The sequence below is a fragment of the Brevundimonas mediterranea genome (assembly GCF_011064825.1).
Lineage (GTDB): Bacteria > Pseudomonadota > Alphaproteobacteria > Caulobacterales > Caulobacteraceae > Brevundimonas > Brevundimonas mediterranea_A.
Window position 1 is genome coordinate 1,118,224 of record NZ_CP048751.1, and the last position, 17,925, is coordinate 1,136,148.

Below are 17,925 nucleotides of genomic sequence, written 5' to 3' on the forward strand. Positions count from 1 at the left end.
TCGGCATCCGGCGGAAAAGGTCCGGCAAGCGCCGGGACCGGTCACGCCCGACCGCTCTAAAGGACAATATTCCGCTCTTGGCGCCGATGCCGGCTTCCGGGCGTGACGCCTTTGGCCGACGTCGACCCGTTGCGGAAATTTGCACCCCCTGGCTGTCGCTCGGGGCCGCCGTTCGCTAGTGGCGTCTGTCAAACAATGCGACGATGCTAAGCGGCACGCCAGGGCCGAAGAAACGCTCGTGGTTCAATGCGGTTTCCTCAGCGATTTTCGCGCTGCGGGGGAAGAGCCTGCGCTCGTAATTCGCCAGCGCTTCCTCGACATCCGGCGAGTCTGTGATCGCCAGCGCCAGCTCGGCGCCGTCCAGTAGGGCGAGATTGGCGCCTTCTCCGGCGAACGGGGACATCAGATGCGCGGCGTCGCCGACCAGGGTCAGCCCTGGCGTCCGAAGCCAGCTATGACCGACGGGAAGCGCGTGGACCGGACGCAGAACCGGCGCTGTATCGCTCTCGGTGATCAGGGCGGTGAGCTCAGGCGCCCAACCCGCGAACTGGCCCGCGACCTTGTCGAGAACACCCTGGGGGTCCCCGGGATCAAGGTCGGAAAACCATGCCTCCGGCCTGTTCAGAGCGGCATAGGTGTGCAGCCGGCCATCCGAATAACGGTGTGCGAGGATGCCCTTGCCGGGCATGACCGCCATCAAGGTGCCCTCGCCGATTGCATCCGCGCTCGCTTTCAGATGTTTGTCGCCGTCGAGGATGATCGTCTCGATGAAGGACGTCCCGGAATAGGCGGGAGTCGATCCGGACAAAAGTGGGCGAACCTTTGACCATGCGCCATCCGCCCCGACGACCAGGTCCGCCACAGTTCTGGAGCCATTGACGAATACGATCTCATGCCGGCCGTCTCCGCACGCCTCGATAGCAGTCACCTTTTGCCCCCAGCGGACCGCGTCCTCTGGAAGCGAGTCGATCAGCATGTTGCGGAGATCGCCCCGGTCGATCTCCGGTCGCTCGCCGCGACCGCTGCCCGGCCTGTCGAACAGTATGCGCCCCTGATTGTCCATGATCCGCTTGGCGTCCTCGCCGGGCCGAACGCGTTCTAGGAAAGCGTCAAAGAGGCCGGCTGCCTTCATGGCGGCCTGGCCAGTGTCCTCGTGAAGATCCAGAAGGCCGCCCTGCCCCCTGGCGGTGGCGGATGCTTCCGCCTCGAAAAGAGTGGCGGGGACGCCGTGCAGGTTCAGCACGCGGGCAAGCACCAGTCCGCCAAGGCCTGCGCCGACTATTGAGATAGTTTTAGCCATGGTCGCGCTCCTTCTGCCGCCCGGAGGTCAGGCAGTTGCTATGGGAGCCGCTGGCTCGGCAGCATGTGGCTGGCCGAGATGCGTGCGACAGACAAGGCGAGGCTGTCATTTTCGCGACAGGCCCAAGTTACCTCAACTCATCGCTCCAGGCAAAGTCGATGCGTTCGGGCAAGCCGATGTCCGCTCTTCACCCCTTGCCGACCTTCAGCATATCCGCTTTCGGCGTCGGACGGTCTTTTCTACAACGATCTATCTCCGTCATTCAGGGGGAAAGTCGGGGAGCCCAGCAGCGCGCCAGTGGGCGACCCGAAGGCCGGCGCGGAGCAACCAACCTGTAGCGGACTCGATCGTCCAACGGCATGGGCTAGAGGCGCACGAGAGGTTTCGGACCTCCGCCGTGCTCGCACGTCGGCGAAGACGCCAACCATCCTAATTCCGCAAACATTCTGTCGGCAAAACAACCGCTTGGCTGAAAAGTCAGCTCCCAACCACCCGCCGTTCCAGCGGGTCTATACTCCCGGCTGTCGGTAGCGAAAGAGAGGCCCGTTCGTTGCACCATCGTACACACCGCACGGCTATCGCGGGCGTAGTGCGATTCCCCCACCCCGATTTCAGACAATTCATACTATTCAGACGCTGTTTTTTCGCCGCACAGTCTGAAATCCTCCGCCGCCTCCGGGACAATCGACGAAGGGGGATGGAGTCTGGTCTCGCCCCGGAACGCCCCGTCGCCCCGCCCCCTCCCGCTCGGCTTCCCGACCCCCTATCTGCATCCCATGACTGACCTCTCCCCCCGCGAAATCGTCTCCGAACTGGATCGCTATATCGTCGGCCAGGACGACGCCAAGCGCGCCGTGGCCGTGGCCCTGCGCAACCGCTGGCGTCGCAAGCGCGTGCCCGAGGATCTGCGTGATGAGGTGACGCCCAAGAACATCCTGATGATCGGCCCCACCGGCGTCGGCAAGACCGAGATCGCCCGGCGGCTGGCGCGGCTGGCCGGGTCGCCCTTCCTCAAGGTCGAGGCGACCAAGTTCACCGAGGTCGGCTATGTCGGGCGCGACGTCGATCAGATCATGCGCGACCTGGTCGAGAGCGCCCTGGTCATGGTGCGCGACCGCCGGCGCGGCGAGGTGCGGGCGCGGGCGGAAGGGGCGGCCGAGGACCGGATCCTGGACGCCCTGGTCGGTCCCGGCGCGGGGCAGGCGACGCGCGACAGCTTCCGCAAGAAGCTGCGGGCCGGCGATCTGGACGACAAGGAAATCGAGATCGCCCTGGCCGACACCGCCTCGCCGATCCAGGGGCTGGATATTCCCGGCGGCGGGGCCGTGGGCCTGCTGAACCTGTCGGAGATGCTGGGCAAGATGGGCGGCGGCCGGACCAAGACGGTCAAGCTGACCGTCCGCGACGCCACCGCCCCCCTGATCGCCGAGGAGGGCGACAAGCTGCTGGATCAGGACAGCCTGACCAAGGAGGCCCTGATCCTGGCCGAGAACGAGGGGATCGTCTTCCTGGACGAGATCGACAAGGTGGCGGCGCGCCAGGGGGCCTCCGGCGCCGACGTCTCGCGCGAGGGGGTGCAGCGCGACCTGCTGCCCCTGATCGAGGGGACCACCGTCTCGACCAAATACGGGCCGGTGAAGACCGACCACGTCCTGTTCATCGCCTCGGGCGCCTTCCATGTCGCCAAGCCCTCGGACCTGCTGCCGGAGCTTCAGGGGCGGTTGCCGATCCGGGTCGAGCTGAAGGCCCTGACGCGCGACGACTTCAAGCGGATCCTGACCGAGCCCGAGGCCAATCTGATCCGTCAGAACCAGGCCCTGCTGGCCACCGAGGACGTGACCCTGACCTTCACCGACGACGCGATCGAGGCCCTGGCCGATGCGGCGGTGGCGGCCAACTCGGCCGTCGAGAACATCGGGGCGCGGCGGCTTCAGACCGTGCTGGAGCGGGTGCTGGAGGAGACCAGCTTCAAGGCCTCGGACCTGGCGGGCCAGACCGTGAACTTCGACGGGGCGGCGGTGCGCGACAAGCTGAGCCTGCTGACCAAGGACGTCGATCTGAGCCGGTTCATTCTTTAGCGGCGGCCTCGCGCTCGCGGCGGTCCCGGCGGCGCATCAGCCGGTCGGCGACCGCCTCGGCGTGGCGCTGGGTGAAGGCCAGGGCGGCGGGATTGCCCCGCTTGGCGCCGATGCTGTCGGCCACCTTGGCGCCCCGCTCGCCGATCGGCATGGCCTTGCCCGTGGTGGTGTCCAGGGCCGTCTGATGCTCGATCTCGGCGTTCAGCTCGGCCCCCATCAGGATCACCTGGACCGACAGCCAGGTCCACAGCAGGAAGCCCATCATGGCCGCCAGCGGGCCATAGGAGTCAGTGCGGACGAAGTTGGTCAGATACCAGCTGAAGACGAAGGAGACCGTCAGGCTGACCACCGCCGCGAAGATCGCCCCCGGCGTCAGCCAGCGCCAGCGCGCCTTCTGCCGGCACGGGCCGAACCGGTAGATCAGGGTCAGGGCGGCGACATAGCCGACCAGCAGCAGGGGCCAGCGCAACAGGGCCAGCAGGCCCCATTCCTCCTGCAGTCCGAACAGCCCCACCACCACCGGCACCCCGACCACCAGCAGCGAGCTGAACAGGACGGCGGCCACGGCCCCCAGGGTGAAGCCCATGCACAGCAGGTTGTAGCGGACGATGTTGCGGCGCTCGACCTCGTGATAGGCGATGTTCAGCCCGTAGAAGAGCACCTTGACCGCGCCGTTGGCCGTCCACAGCGACAGGGCCAGGGTCCAGATCAGGGTGAAGGTCAGCTGGCCGTTCGAGTTCGCGGCCAGCCGCTCCATCTCGCCGCCCAGGAAGGCGGCGATGCTGCTGGGCATGACGCCGTACAGGAACTGGAGCCGGCTCCAGGCGTCGGCCGGATCGGCGAACAGGCCGTACAGGGTGACGAACGTCCCCAGCAGGGGAAACAGCGACAGCAGGGTGAAGAAGGTCACGCCCCCGGCGACGAAGCCGACCCGGTCGCCGAAGTAGGAGGCGCCGGTGCGCCACAGGATGTCGCTCCAGCCCTTGTGCGGGATCTGTTCGGGCCGTTTGGCCAGGCGGCCGCGGCCGGGCTCCCTGAGGTCGTAGTCCTCGGGCGTCGGCGGGGCGGGCGGGGCGGGTTCGGGACGGGGCGGGCGCAGCTCCAGCCCGACCTTGTGGCCCTGGGTGATGGGGTGGACGCCCCCCGACGGCATCTATGTGCCAGAGTGAGGTGTTGAACAGCACTCGAAGGAGGCGTCCGTGGAACAAGTTAGCACTGTCGGTCTGGATCTCGCCAAGAACATCTTTCAAGCGCATGGCGCTGATGCCTCGGGCGAGGTGGTGTTTCGCAAGAAGTTGGGTCGAGGCCGATTGCTGGCGTTCTTCGCTGGCCTGTCGCCCTGCGTGGTGGCGATGGAGGCCTGCGCCGGCGCCCATTACTGGGGGCGTGAGCTGGCCCGCCAGGGTCATACGATCCGATTGATCCCGCCCATCTATGTAAAGCCGTTCGTGAAGCGTCAGAAGAACGATGCGGCCGATGCCGAAGCCATCTGTGAGGCGGCGCAGCGCCCCAGTATGAGGTTCGTGCCGCTGAAGGAGGAGGAGCAGCAGGCCAGCAGCGTGGTCTTTCGGGCCCGCGACCTTCTGGTCCGGCAGCGAACCCAGACGATCAACGCCCTGCGCGGTCACCTGGCCGAATACGGCTGGATTGTTCCCAAGGGCGTTCCGCACGTCGATAGGTTGATCGCGCGCGTCGAAGATCCGGCAGAGGCGCTTCCAACCGCCGCGCGGACGATTCTTCTCGTCCTGGTCTCGACCCTCCGATCGCTGGACCAGCAGATCGCCGTGCTCGATGCGGAGATTGCTTCCCGGGCCAAGAACGATCCGGTTGCGCGTCGACTGATGACCATTCCCGGGATCGGTCCCATCACAGCTACAGCCTTGGTCGCACTGGCCCCGTCACCCGAAGCCTTCAAGAGCGGTCGGCACTTCGCCGCCTGGCTGGGACTGACGCCGCGACAACGATCCACCGGCGGTCAGCAGAAGCTCGGCGCGATCACCAAGATGGGCGAGCGAACGCTTCGACGGCTGCTGACCATCGGGGCCAGCGCGGTGATCAAACAGGCCGTCATTCGGGGCGCGCCAGCAGGTTCCTGGCTGAGCCAGATGCTGGAGAGAAAGCCCAAGATGTTGGTCATCGTCGCCTTGGCGAACAAGAACGCCCGCATAGTCTGGGCGCTCTTGGCCAAGGGCGATGTCTACCGAGCTCCGGTCGTGTCGGCCTAGCCAGCACGACCGCGAGACGTCGAAGCGTAGGGATGAGCGAAGGAGCGTATGGCGCAACAGTCGGCGAGACGGGATCAGGAAAACCAGGGCTTTCCACTGTGCTTCGAGCACGCCGTGGGTGATTTGGACCGGATCCGCGAACTCCCATACAGGCCAGCGGTCTTTGAGCGACCGCATCAACAGGCCGGACAGATGGCAGCATCCGACTACGTGTCAGAAATTCCCGAAAATCACTCTTGCGCTGAAGGGGGCGTCCACAGATGTAGAGCAGATGGGCGGCGCCGGCGCCGGCGGCCAGGCCGCCCGCCGTCGCGGCCACGAATTTCCACAGGCGGCCCAGCCCCCCGGCGGGGCGCCCGCGCCGCCCCTGCGGCCGGGCGGCGATCAGGCGGCGAAGGGCGGCGGCGGCGGACGGCTTGGGCTTGGACATCAGGAGGCCAACGGCGAAGCTGGCGCGACGTTCCCGAGGCGCCGAAAATCGGCTGCGCTTGAAATCACGGCCGCGAAGGGCCAATCACCCGAAATGACCACCGAGCCCCTCTCCCCCAAGCCGTCCGACGGCGCCGCGACCCTGCTGACCGTGTGGAAGGCCGCCCAGGCCCGCCTGAAGGGCGGCCGCATCGACAGCCCCGCCATCGACGCCCGCCTGCTGCTGGAAGCCGCCGCCGGCGCCAGCCGCATGGACATTCTGACGGACCCCTACCGCGTCGTCACGCCCGAACAGCACACGGCCTATGAGGCCATGATCGACCGCCGCCTGAAGCGCGAGCCGGTGTCGCGCATCGTCGGCAAGAAGGGCTTCTGGAAGATCATGCTGAACGTCACCCCCGACGTCCTCAGCCCCCGCCCCGACACCGAGACCCTGATGGACGTGGCCATGCTGGCCTTCGCCAGGACCCAGGCCTTCAGCGCCATCGACCTGGGCACCGGCTCGGGCGCCATCCTGCTGGCCCTGCTGGCCGAGCGGCCGGCGGCCCACGGCGTCGGCACCGACATCTCGACCGAGGCCCTGGCCGTGGCCAAGGAGAACGCGGCCAACCTGGACCTGAACGACCGGGCGGCCTTCCTGCGCACCGAATGGGCGGCGGGCTTCGGCGACGCCAGCTTCGACCTGGTGCTGTCCAACCCGCCCTATATCCCCACCGACCATATCCCGACCCTGGACCCCGAGGTCCGCGACCACGACCCGCACCTGGCCCTGGACGGCGGCCCCGACGGGCTTCAGGCCTATCGCGACCTGGCCCCCGAGGTGAAGCGAATCCTCAAGCCCGGCGGCGTCTTCGCCGTCGAGATCGGCTGGGACCAGGGGCCCCAGGTCAAGGCCCTGTTCGAGGCCCAGGGCTTCGCCGACGTCAAGGTGGTCAAGGACCTGGGCGAACGCGACCGCGTCGTCACCAACGGCCCGGACCCGAGGACCAATCCGATCCCGCAGGAGTGAGATTTCAGACTCGCACCGAAAAAACAGTGTCTGAATAGTCTGAATAGTCTGAAATCCGCCCTCCCGCCGACGCCGCCCGCCCGATGCGGAGGCGCGGCGTCATCATCCCACGGTTTCGAACCCTGGTAGGGAAACCGGCGTGAATTTTTGTCAGAGCTTTGAAAACCAACGGGTTTGTCGGCGGAATTAGGGGCGCTGGCGCCTGTGCGGCGTCCCGTCACCCTTCGGGCTGCGAAGCGGAACCGGGGAACCCCTCATCCTCGACGGGCGGCGTCCAGTTCGGATCATGGACCGGATACCAGCCCTCAGCCAGATCGCGCCAATCGGGGTTGGCCGCCTCGATCAGTTGCAGCTTCCAATCCCGCAGCCATTTCTTGATCCGCTTCTCACGGCGAATGGCCTCCACCACCCAGGCGTGCTGTTCGAACCAGACCAGTTGGGTGCAGCCATAGGCCTTGCCGAAACCGTCGAAGGCGCCGGTCCGATGCTTCCACACCCGCGCCGTCAGGTTCGCCGTCATGCCGACATAGAGCGTCCCGTTGCGCCCGCTGGCCATGATATAGGTGGCGATGAAGGTGCGATGGGTCGGCATTCGCACAACCTACACGACGCACGACCTTTCGTCATCCACGCCTTCCTCTTTTCGTCATCCTCCGGCGAGCGCAGCGAGACCGGGGGACCCAGCGGCGCGCGAGAGCGCGAACCTGTCGCGGACGAGGTCTTCCCGCAACGTGCGGCGGAGAGATTTCGCCTGACGGCGCCGCTGGGTCCCCCGGTCTGCGCCGCGAAGAGGCGGCTTGCCGGAGGATGACGAAAGGAGGGGACGGAGGCTCAATGCACCCGCGCCTTCCCGATCTCCAACCCGCCTTCGCCGGCGGTGACCGCAATCACCCCGCCGTCCTCGATCTCGCCGGCCAGCAGCTTGCGCGCAATCGGGTCCACCAGCTCCTTCTGGATCACCCGCTTCAGCGGCCGCGCCCCATACGCCGGGTCGTAGCCGCGGTCGGCGAGCCAGGCCAAAGCGGCGTCGTCCAGCGACAGGTTCAACCGGCGGTCGGCCAGCAGTTTCTCGAACCTTGACAGCTGGATCCGCACGATGCCGCCCATCTGTTCGCGGCCCAGGCGGTGGAACAGGATGATCTCGTCGATCCGGTTCAGGAACTCGGGGCGGAAGTGGGCGCGGACGGCGTCCATGACGAAGGGGCGGACGGCTTCCACATCGTCGCCCTCGCCCTGTTCGGCCAGATACTGGCTGCCCAGGTTGGAGGTCATGATGATCAGGGTGTTGCGGAAGTCGATGGTTCTCCCTTGCCCGTCTGTCAGGCGGCCGTCGTCCAGCACTTGCAGAAGCACGTTGAAGACGTCGGGGTGGGCCTTTTCGACCTCGTCGAACAGGACGACCTGATAGGGGCGGCGGCGCACGGCCTCGGTCAGGGCGCCGCCCTCGTCATAGCCGACATAGCCGGGAGGGGCGCCGATCAGGCGGGAAACGCTGTGCTTCTCCATATATTCCGACATGTCGAGCCGGGTGATGGCGGCCTCGTCGTCGAACAGGAACTCGGCCAGGGCCTTGGTCAGTTCGGTCTTGCCCACGCCGGTCGGGCCCAGGAACAGGAAACTGCCCAGGGGACGGTTGGGGTCGTTCAGGCCGGCGCGGGCGCGGCGCACGGCGTCGGAGACGGCGGCCAGGGCCTCGTCCTGACCCACCACGCGGCCGCCCAGGGCCTCTTCCATCTTCAGCAGCTTTTCGCGCTCGCCCTCCAGCATCTTGTCGACCGGGACGCCGGTCCAGCGGCTGACGACGGCGGCGATCTGTTCGGCGTCGACGACCTCGGGAGTCAGAGGGCCCTTTCCGCTGGTCTCGTTGGCTTCGGCCTCGGCCAGTTGCTTCTCGATCTGGGGGATCTGGCCGTAGGCGATTTCGGACGCGCGGCCCAAGTCGCCGGCGCGCTGGGCGTTGGTCAGCTCCAGACGCAGGCGGTCCAGGGTTTCACGCAGCTGGGCGCCCTGGCCGACCTTGTCCTTTTCGGCCTTCCACTGGGTGGTCAGGTCGTCGGACTGGCCTTCCAGATCGGCGATCTCGTCCTCCAGCTTCTCCAGCCGGTGCTGGGACGCCGTGTCGGTCTCCTTCTTCAGGGCCTCGCGTTCGATCTTCAGCTGGACCAGGCGGCGGTCGATCTCGTCCAGGGCCTCGGGCTTGGAGTCCACGGCCATGCGCACGCGGCTGGCGGCCTCGTCGATCAGGTCGATGGCCTTGTCCGGCAGGAAGCGGTCGGTGATGTAGCGGTTCGACAGGGTCGCGGCGGCGACGATGGCGCTGTCGGAGATGCGGACCCCGTGGTGGACCTCGTACTTCTCCTTCAGGCCGCGCAGGATGGAGACCGTGTCCTCGACCGTCGGTTCGGAAACGAAGACCGGCTGGAAGCGCCGGGCCAGGGCCGCGTCCTTTTCGACGTGCTTTCTGTATTCATCCAGCGTGGTGGCGCCGACGCAGTGGAGTTCGCCGCGCGCAAGCGCCGGCTTGAGCAGGTTGGAGGCGTCCATGGCGCCGTCGCCCTTTCCGGCGCCGACCAGGGTGTGCATCTCGTCGATGAACAGGACGATGCCGCCCTCGGCCGCCGAGACCTCGGACAGGACGGCCTTCAGCCGTTCCTCGAACTCGCCGCGGTATTTGGCCCCGGCGATCAGGGAGCCCATGTCGAGGGCCATCACCGTCTTGTCGCGCAGGCTCTCGGGCACGTCGCCGTTGACGATGCGCAGGGCCAGGCCCTCGACGATGGCGGTCTTGCCGACGCCGGGCTCGCCGATCAGGACGGGGTTGTTCTTGGTGCGGCGGGCCAGGACCTGGATGGTGCGGCGGATCTCTTCGTCGCGGCCGATGACCGGGTCGATCTTGCCGTCGCGGGCGGCCAGGGTCAGGTCGCGGGCGTAGCGTTTCAGGGCGTCATAACCGTCTTCGGCGGCGGCGCTGTCGGCGGTCTTGCCCTTGCGCACCTCGGCGATGGCGGCGTCCAGCTTGTCGGCGGTGGCGCCCGAGGCTTTCAGCACCTCGGCGGCGACCCCGCCCTCGCGCGCCAGGGCGGCCAGCAGGCGTTCGGTGGTGACGAAGGCGTCGCCGGCGGTCTTGGAGGCTTCCTCGGCGGCGGCGAAGACGCGGGCGGTGTCGCCGTCCAGATAGAGCTGGCCCGAGCCGCCGGTGACCTGGGCGCGCTTCTTCAGCGCGGTCTCGGTGTCGGCCTCGGCGCGTTTGGCGTCGCCGCCGGCGGCGGTGATCAGGTTGCGGGCCAGGCCGTCGCGCTCCTCCAGCAGCACCTTCAACAGGTGTTCGGGGGCGAACTGCTGGTGACGGCGGGCCAGGGCCAGAGACTGGGCGGACTGGACGGCCTGTTTGGCGCGGTCGGAGTAGAGATCGAGATTCATCGTGTCGTGTCCCCTCGTGAGGCGGAAATGGTCCGACGCGCCCTCTGGAGAGCGACGCGGTCGTTCGCTGAAGGAAGTGGGTGTGTTGATCCGGCCACACAAGTGCCCCCAACGGTCGAGGGTTCGCCTTGACCGGAATCAATTGCGGCGGCGCCGTCTGTCGTCCCTGGCCGACGGCCGGGCCGCAGACGCGAGCCGGCCTAGAGCCGCGTCTCCCAGGCCGTCCAGGCCGCGATCAGCACCAGCCCGCCCGCCATCAGGGCGCGGCCGCCTGCGCCCTGGCTGACGGCGCCCCAACGGCTCACGCGGGCTGCGGTGACGACGATCAGTCCGTGAATCGCCACGCTGACCGCCACATGCATCCCGCCCAGGGTCAGCGCCTGGGGCAGGGCCGGGCCGTAGTCCTGACGCATGAAGCCCGGCAGCAGGGCGATATAGAACAGCGCCGCCTTCGGATTCAGCAGATTGGCGGTCAGGCCCCGCAGGAAAAGCGCACGACGACGATCACGCGTCTGGGGCGCCGGACGGGCCGGACCGCCCTCGCCCTTCCAGGCTTCCCAGGCGAGCCAGAACAGAAACCCCACGCCCGCCCACCGAATGGCCTGATACAGGGCCGGCCAGGCCAGCACGATCTCGGTCAGGCCGAAGGCGGCGGCCAGCATCCACAGGGTCAGGCCCAGGGTGATGCCCGCCACGGCCGCCAGCCCCGCCGTGCGGCCCTGCGACAGGGACACCAGCGCCAGCCAGCCCATGTTGGGACCGGGCGTCAGCTCGATCAGGACGACCGCCGCCAGAAACGGCAGTATGACCCCCGGATCGACCGGCCCGTTCGTCAGAAATTCCATTCAAGCCTCCAGTGCGATCTCTAGGCCGCCTCGGGCGCCGGGTCCAATCGCGGGGTGTTCGCCGCCGATCGCCTTCCGCGCGACGGGGCGGGGCGGGGCGGGAACCTCCAGCTTCGCCATACGCTTTCAGCCGATGCTGAGATCCAAGATGAACCCGCGCGTCTTCTGGGGCGCGAGCGCCATAGCCGGGGCCCTGCTGCTGGTCGCCCTGGTCGCGCCCGGCGCCTCGGACCTGTTCTTCGGCCGCGCCCAGGCCTGGGTGATCGACACCTTCGGTTGGTTCTATGTCGCCTCGGTCGCCGGCTTCCTGGCGGTGGCGGCCTATCTGGCCCTGGGGCCGACGGGGCGGCTGAAGCTGGGGCCCGACGACGCCGAGCCCGACTTCCCCTATGTCTCCTGGCTGGCCATGCTGTTCGCCGCCGGCATGGGCATCGGCCTGATGTATTTCGCCGTCGCCGAGCCGATCCAGCATTACGCCGCCCCGCCCGAGGCCGCGCCCGGCACCCTGGACGCCGCGCGCGAGGCCATGGTGATCACCTTCACCCACTGGGGCGTCCACGCCTGGGCCGTCTATGCCATGGTCGGGCTCAGCCTGGCCTATTTCGCGCACCGCAAGGGGCTGCCGCTGACGCTGCGGTCCGGGCTTTCGCCCCTGCTGGGCAAGCGGATCAACGGGCCGATCGGCGACGCCGTCGACATCTTCGCCATCTGCGGCACCCTGTTCGGCATCGCCACCTCGCTGGGCCTGGGCGTGTCCCAGATCAACAGCGGCCTGAACTATCTGACCGGCCTGCCCAATACGCCCTGGATGCAGGTGGGGCTGATCGCCCTGGTCATGGCGGCGGCGACCGCCTCGGTCCTGACCGGGCTGGACAAGGGGGTGCGGCGCCTGTCGGAGCTGAACCTGGTCCTGGCCGTGCTGCTGATGCTGTTCGTGCTGGTGGTCGGGCCGACGGGCTTCCTGCTGAAGGCCCTGGTGCAGAATTTCGGCCTGTATCTGGACCATTTCTTCGTCCGCACCTTCAACCTCTACGCCTATGAGCCGCGCGGCTGGATGGCCAACTGGACCCTGTTCTACTGGGCCTGGTGGATCGCCTGGTCGCCGTTCGTCGGCATGTTCATCGCCCGAATCTCGCGCGGCCGGACAGTGCGGCAGTTCATCATCGGCGTGCTGCTGGTCCCGACCGGCTTCACCTTCCTGTGGATGACGGTGTTCGGAAACACGGCCATCAGCCTGGACATGGGCCAGGCGGCGGGCGCGATTTCGCAGGCGGTGCAGACCGATCTGTCGACCGCCATCTTCCACTTCCTGGAGAACCTGCCGGGGGCGGCGATCACCTCGACCCTGGCGGTGCTGCTGGTGGCGGTCTTCTTCGTCACCTCGGCCGACAGCGGGTCGCTGGTGATCGACACCATCGCCTCGGGCGGGGCGGACGACACGCCGCGCTGGCAGCGGGTCTACTGGTGCACGCTGGAGGGACTGACGGCGGCGGCCTTGCTGCTGGCGGGGGGTCTGAGCGCGCTCCAGGCCGCCACCCTGCTGGCCGCCCTGCCCTTCACCGTCATCATCATCCTGCTGTGTCTGGCCCTGATCCGGCAGATGAACGCCGACCTGAAGGGCGAGACGGTCGAGACCGAGACCCCGCCGCTGGGCGAGCGGTTGAAGCGGATCTTCGCCCCGGCCAGCCGCCGCGACATCGCCCGCCAGATGCAGCGTCACGGCGTCCCCGCCCTGACCGAGGTGCGCGAGGCCCTGGTCGCCGAAGGCCTGGACCAGAGCCGGGTCGAGGCGGACGAACAGGCGGTCTGGCTGGTCGTGCCCCACGCCGAGGGCCGCGACTTCCTTTACCGACTGGGCGCCCGGTCGCGCCCCCTGCCCGCCATCACCCCGTTGGACGCGCCGGAGGGTCGCCGCGCCATCGAATGGCGCATGACGGCCCAGACCGGCGAGGGGACCCGGCCGCGCGACGTGACCGGCTTCACCCGCCAGCAGATCGTCGCCGACGTGCTGGACCATCTGCAGGCCTGGCGGCTGGTCTAGAGGGGAAAGGCGCGTTAGCGTCACGGCAGTCTTCGCCGGAGCCTTTCCTGATGTCCCTTCGCCTGTCGCGCCGTTCCCTGTTCGCTTCCGGAGGCGCGGTGGCGCTGGCGGCCCAAGCCGCCGGCGGTCCCGTCTGGGCGCAGGCGGCCAATGACGATGCGGGTCTGGCCGAGGCGGTGGACGCCTATGTGACCCAGGCCATGGCGGCCTGGCCCGACCAGCCGGCGTTGGGGATCGCCGTGGTCAAGGACGGAACGCCCGTCCTGACGCGCGGTTACGGCGTGAAGCTTCAGGGCAAGCCCGCCCGGGCGGACGAACACACCCTGTTCGCCATCGCGTCGAACACCAAGAACGTCACCGCCGCCGCCCTGGCCATCCTGGTCGACGAGGGCAAGGTGGCGTGGGACGCGCCCATTCGCACCTATCTGCCCGGTTTCACCCTGTCGGACCCCTATATCGGCGAACACATCACGGTGCGCGACACCCTGAGCCACCGCGCCGGGTTCGGCCTGGGCGCCGGCGACCTGCTGTTCTGGCCCAACAGCGACCGGACCCGCGCCGAGGTCCTGGCCCAGGCCGCCTTCGTGCCCATCAAGGATGGGTTCCGGGCGCGCTATCACTATTGCAACCTGATGTTCGTGGTCGCCGGGGCGGTGATCGAGGCGGTGTCGGGCCTGACCTGGGAAGACTTCATCCAGACCCGCATCCTGGACCGCGTCGGCATGAGCGAGACCGTGCCCCTGGCGCGGCTGGCCGATCCGGCCAGGTCCGCCCTGCCCCATGGCCGGGTCGGACCGCCGTTGCGCTATCAGGGGGCGATGACGCCGATCGCGGCCTCCATCGTCGAGGTTTGGAACTGGGATTCGGCGGCGGCGGCGGGCGGAATCTGCACCACCCCGACCGACTGGGCCAAGTGGATCGCCGTGCGGCTGAACGACGGCCTGCTGCCCGACGGAACCCGGCTGTTCTCGGAGGCGGCGGCGCGCGAGATGTTCAAGCCCAACATCATCGTCGGTAGTTCGCCCGGACCGACGGCGGAGCTGCCGAATCGGGCCATCGCCTCGACCTATGCGATGGGGCTGCAGGTTCAGGACTATCGCGGCGAGCGGCTGATCAGCCACGGCGGCGGCTCGCCCGGCGGGATTTCGGCCACGGTGCTGATCCCCGGCCGCAAGACCGGTTTCAGCATCTTCTCCAACGCCGAGGAAAGCTTCCTGCTGCGCGCCCTGCGCGCGGGCATCGCCGACCTGTGCATGGGCAAGGTCGATGTGGACTGGATCGCCGACTCCAAACGGCTGGAGGCCGAGGGCAATGCGAAATCCATCGCCGCCGCCGCCGAGATCGACGCCAAACAGGCGGCGGGCGCGGCGCCGTCCATGCCGCTGGACGCCTATGTCGGAACCTGGCGCGACCCCTGGTACGGCGACATCACCATTGAACGGAAGACCGAGGGGCGGGGCCGAAATCGCAAGACCGGCCTGTGGCTGAGCTTCACCCACACCCCGGCGCTGAAAGGCTGGCTGGAGCCCTATGACGGCGAAACCTTCCGCACCCGGTTCCCGGACAAGCGCGAGGAGGACGCCTTCGTCACCTTCGCCATCCAGACCGCCAAGCCGGCCACGGCGACGATGAAGGGCGTGTCGCCCGACATCGACTTCTCCTACGACTACCAGGATCTGAAGCTGACGCGGGTCTAGCCGATCAGCGCGTGATCTCGACCAGCTCCAGCTTGGCGTCCTGCCTGGGCCAGGGCAGGACCAGCCGCCAGCGGTTCTGGCCGATCCGTTCCAGCACCCCGACCTGGTCGCGTGCGGTGTCTTGGCCATAGGCGGCGGGCACGGTCTTCTGCGCCTCGCCCACTGCCTGGGCTCCGACATAGACCAGGCGACGATCCGTATCCGGATAAAGCAGGCCGCGCATCCGCTGCGGCCCGGCGGTCTTGGCCAGGATCAGATCGCCACCAGGGGTCATCTCCACCGAACAGGCGGCCCAGGGCTGTTCGACAAAGGCGGCGCCCTGGCCCTCGGCGTGGCGTCCCAGCCTGATCGTGCGGCAGCGGTAGTCGCCGGGCGCGGGCTGAAGCTGGCCCGCTTGGGCGGCGTTGGGATCGACCAGAGGCCCCAGGGCCTCGACCTGACGGGCGAAGCCGGCCGTTTCCGCCTCGGCGCGGCTCATGCGCCAGGCCTGATCGAGCCGCCCCAGCAGGCTGGCGTCCCTGGGCGTGGCGACGCTGCGCCAGTTGTCGGTCCCGCCCTGGACCCCGCCGGTCGGGGTCGCCGCCTGCTGTTCGGGCGTCGCCCGGGCGGGCGGCGCGGCGCGGGCCGGCACGCCGGCGGCGGGTTCGGACACGGCGGGGGAAATCTCAGCCGCGCTGTTCGGGCTGTTTTCACCACAGGCTGCAAGGGCGGCGGTGGCGGCGAGGGCGAAGACGAGCGGAGTGCGGCGCATGATCGAGCTTCCGTGGGATACGCCCCCCTAACGGCCGAGCCGCCGCAAGGTTCAGTCAGCCGCCGCTGGCGGGGACCAGTTCGATCAGATCCAGATTGGACTCATACTGCGGCCAGGGCAGGACCAGCCGCCAGCGCGCCTCGCCGATCCGTTCCAGCACGGCGACCATGTCGCGGTCGGGATTGCGGCCGTAGGAGTTGGCGGCCGGCTCCTGGGCCAGGGCCATGGAGCCGAGCAGCAGCATGTGGCGGTCGTTCTCGGGGAACAACAGGCCCGACGGACGCTGCGACCCTGTCAATTTGGTGAACTTCAGGCCGCGCGAGGTCTGTTCGATCCGGCAGGCGAACCAGCCGTAGATCACATAGCCCAGACCATCCTCGCCGCCCTGGGAGCCCAGTTTGACGGTGCGGCAGCGGTAGTTTCCGGGCGGCGGCGCCACGTCGGCGCGGCCGGCCCTGGGGTCGATCAGATCGCCCAGACTGTTCAGATCGCCGGATCCACGCTGGCGACCCGCCTGTTGCAGGGCCAGGGTCCAGGCGGCGTCGCGACGCTGATACCGGTCGCGGTCCGCCGCGGTGATGACGCCGCGCCAGTCCATCAGCACCGCGCCGGAGCCGCCGGGCGGCGGCGGGGGCGGTGGAGGCGGCGGGGTCGAGGCGCAGGCCGCGACGGCGACCACGGCGGTCAGGGCGAGACCCCGGACGAGGGTGCGGACGGTCGGGCGAGACTGAACGAACTGACGCATCAAAGCTTCCCTTAACGCTGGTCGGGCCCGACGCTCTGGAGGGCCGAGCCTTATGGCGAAGTCGTCCCTTTAGGCGCCGTATGGGCGGCCGCCGTCAAGGCCGCACGCCCATCGGATCAGGGCGCGGCTCAGTCTTCGCCGTCGGCGACAGCCTCGACCTTGCGGCGCGGGGCGCGGCGACGCGGCGCGGCTTCGGCGTCCGCGGCCGCCTCGGCGGCGGGCGCGGGGGCGGACGAACGGGTCAGGAAGCCCGGCAGGGCGGTCGGGGCGTCGTCATCCGAGGCTGCGGCGGCGGCGGCCGGACGACGGGTGCGGCGAGCGGGCCGCTCCTCTGCGGCCGGCCCCTCGACGTCAGGCGATTCGACCACCGGCTCGGCGCGCTCGGCCACGGGCGCGGCGTCCTGCTGGACGCCGTCGGCGGTTTCGTCCGAACCAGCATTCTCCTGGCCTTCGAAGCGACGGTTGCGTTCCTCGCGGCGACGCTCCCAGCGTTCGCGGCGGCTCTCGCGGCGACCGCCCTCGCCCTCGGCGCGGGCCTCGCCGTCTTCGCGCGGCTCGCGGGGTTCACGCGGCGGCTGAGCGTCGCGGGTCTGGTCGCGGTCGCGATCACGGTTCTGATCACGGTTTTGGGTCTGATCCCGGTCACGATCACGATCCCGGTCGCGGTTCTGGGATGGGTCGCGGTCGCGGTCGCGGTCGCGGTTGAAATCGCGATCCCGGTTTTGGTCCCGGTCGTTGCGGTCGCGGTTCTGGGTCTGGTCGCGCTCGGCGCCGTCCTGGTTCTGACGGTCGGCGGCCTGCTGGGCGGCGACGAAGGCGGCGGCCTGGGCGCCGGATTCGTCCTCGAAATCGATGTCGAAGCCCTGGTTCGACTGTTCGCGCGCGGCGATGTCGGAGAAGGACCGCTGCGGCTGAAGCGCGCGCAGGACGCGGTAATAGTGTTCGGCGTGCTGCTGATAGTTTTCGGCCAGCACCCGGTCGCCGCCGGACGAGGCGTCGCGGGCGAGCTGCTGATAGCGCTCATACACGGTCTGGGCGTTGCCCCGGACCTTGATGTTTTCGGGGCCTTGCGAGTCCCACGAACGATTCGGATTGGCGCTGTTGGCGTTTGAGGTGCCCGCCTTGTTCCGATTGCGTCCGCGCTGACGCTTCATGCCCTTGAAATCTCTCATTCGCGCTACCGTGTGCAGGGATGGAGCCCAGGCCAGCGGCCGGGTCCGTCCGTTTCGTGGTTCCGTCTCGCTCGGGGCCGATCCCCGATTGTCGAACTGTCGGAATGCCTTGTCGCCCGCATGGTGCGCCGGTCCTTTCGGGACCGACCGTCATGATCGGCTCAAGCCGCGAACAGACGGGTGTAGGCCCGGAAAGCTGCGTTTGAGTGGGAG

At 68.5% G+C, this 17,925-nt stretch carries 13 protein-coding genes; 5 read left to right on the forward strand and 8 right to left on the reverse strand.

Features of this window, described 5'->3' with window-relative positions; all coding sequences use genetic code 11:
• Positions 1-175: 175 nt before the first annotated feature.
• Positions 176-1,300, reverse strand: a complete 1,125-nt coding sequence (locus GYM46_RS05540) for an FAD-dependent oxidoreductase (RefSeq protein WP_164952616.1) — start codon at positions 1,298-1,300, stop codon at positions 176-178.
• A 776-nt stretch (positions 1,301-2,076) separates the two neighbouring features.
• Here GYM46_RS05540 and hslU point away from each other — a divergent pair.
• Positions 2,077-3,378 carry an ATP-dependent protease ATPase subunit HslU gene (gene hslU, locus GYM46_RS05545; protein WP_008261329.1) on the forward strand — a complete coding sequence of 434 codons (1,302 nt, stop codon included), beginning with the start codon at positions 2,077-2,079 and terminating at the stop codon, positions 3,376-3,378.
• Here the strand turns inward: hslU and GYM46_RS05550 are convergent.
• On the reverse strand, positions 3,368-4,531 hold the full coding sequence (locus GYM46_RS05550) for a YihY/virulence factor BrkB family protein (RefSeq protein ID WP_164952617.1): 1,164 nt from the start codon (positions 4,529-4,531) through the stop codon (positions 3,368-3,370). The genes hslU and GYM46_RS05550 overlap by 11 nt on opposite strands.
• 46 nt (positions 4,532-4,577) lie before the next feature.
• Between GYM46_RS05550 and GYM46_RS05555 the strand changes: the two genes are divergently transcribed.
• Entirely contained in the window at positions 4,578-5,603 is a 1,026-nt protein-coding gene (locus GYM46_RS05555) for an IS110 family transposase (RefSeq protein ID WP_008258776.1), read from the forward strand.
• Between the two features lie 523 nt (positions 5,604-6,126).
• A complete protein-coding gene (prmC, locus tag GYM46_RS05560) occupies positions 6,127-7,041 on the forward strand; it encodes a peptide chain release factor N(5)-glutamine methyltransferase (protein ID WP_008263545.1) in 915 nt (304 codons plus the stop codon).
• A 217-nt stretch (positions 7,042-7,258) separates the two neighbouring features.
• Here the strand turns inward: prmC and GYM46_RS05565 are convergent, their stop codons facing one another.
• From GYM46_RS05565 to GYM46_RS05575, 3 genes are all read right to left on the reverse strand, one after another.
• Positions 7,259-7,633: a GIY-YIG nuclease family protein gene (locus GYM46_RS05565; protein ID WP_008260262.1), complete on the reverse strand. Its 375-nt coding sequence runs from the start codon at positions 7,631-7,633 to the stop codon at positions 7,259-7,261.
• Between the two features lie 239 nt (positions 7,634-7,872).
• On the reverse strand, positions 7,873-10,461 hold the full coding sequence (clpB, locus tag GYM46_RS05570; RefSeq protein WP_008262307.1) for an ATP-dependent chaperone ClpB: 2,589 nt from the start codon (positions 10,459-10,461) through the stop codon (positions 7,873-7,875).
• Between the two features lie 200 nt (positions 10,462-10,661).
• The gene (locus GYM46_RS05575; RefSeq protein ID WP_008259269.1) at positions 10,662-11,306 is read right to left on the reverse strand and encodes a LysE family translocator; all 645 of its coding nucleotides are present in this window, start codon (positions 11,304-11,306) and stop codon (positions 10,662-10,664) included.
• A gap of 148 nt (positions 11,307-11,454) precedes the next feature.
• On the opposite strand from GYM46_RS05575, the gene GYM46_RS05580 reads away from it, so the two are divergent.
• Positions 11,455-13,347, forward strand: a complete 1,893-nt coding sequence (locus GYM46_RS05580) for a BCCT family transporter (protein WP_232216203.1) — start codon at positions 11,455-11,457, stop codon at positions 13,345-13,347.
• Positions 13,348-13,397: 50 nt separating this feature from the next.
• Positions 13,398-15,044, forward strand: a complete 1,647-nt coding sequence (locus tag GYM46_RS05585; protein ID WP_008261445.1) for a serine hydrolase — start codon at positions 13,398-13,400, stop codon at positions 15,042-15,044.
• A gap of 4 nt (positions 15,045-15,048) precedes the next feature.
• Here GYM46_RS05585 and GYM46_RS05590 read toward each other — a convergent pair whose 3' ends face one another.
• The 3 genes from GYM46_RS05590 to GYM46_RS05600 all read right to left on the reverse strand — a co-directional run bounded on the left by GYM46_RS05590 (position 15,049) and on the right by GYM46_RS05600 (position 17,712).
• The gene (locus GYM46_RS05590) at positions 15,049-15,795 is read right to left on the reverse strand and encodes a DUF4893 domain-containing protein (RefSeq protein WP_008259447.1); all 747 of its coding nucleotides are present in this window, start codon (positions 15,793-15,795) and stop codon (positions 15,049-15,051) included.
• A gap of 55 nt (positions 15,796-15,850) precedes the next feature.
• Positions 15,851-16,540, reverse strand: a complete 690-nt coding sequence (locus GYM46_RS05595) for a DUF4893 domain-containing protein (RefSeq protein WP_008260147.1) — start codon at positions 16,538-16,540, stop codon at positions 15,851-15,853.
• 128 nt (positions 16,541-16,668) lie between these two features.
• Positions 16,669-17,712, reverse strand: coding sequence for a DUF4167 domain-containing protein (locus GYM46_RS05600; protein WP_164952618.1), 1,044 nt, complete (start codon positions 17,710-17,712; stop codon positions 16,669-16,671).
• Positions 17,713-17,925 lie beyond the last annotated feature (213 nt).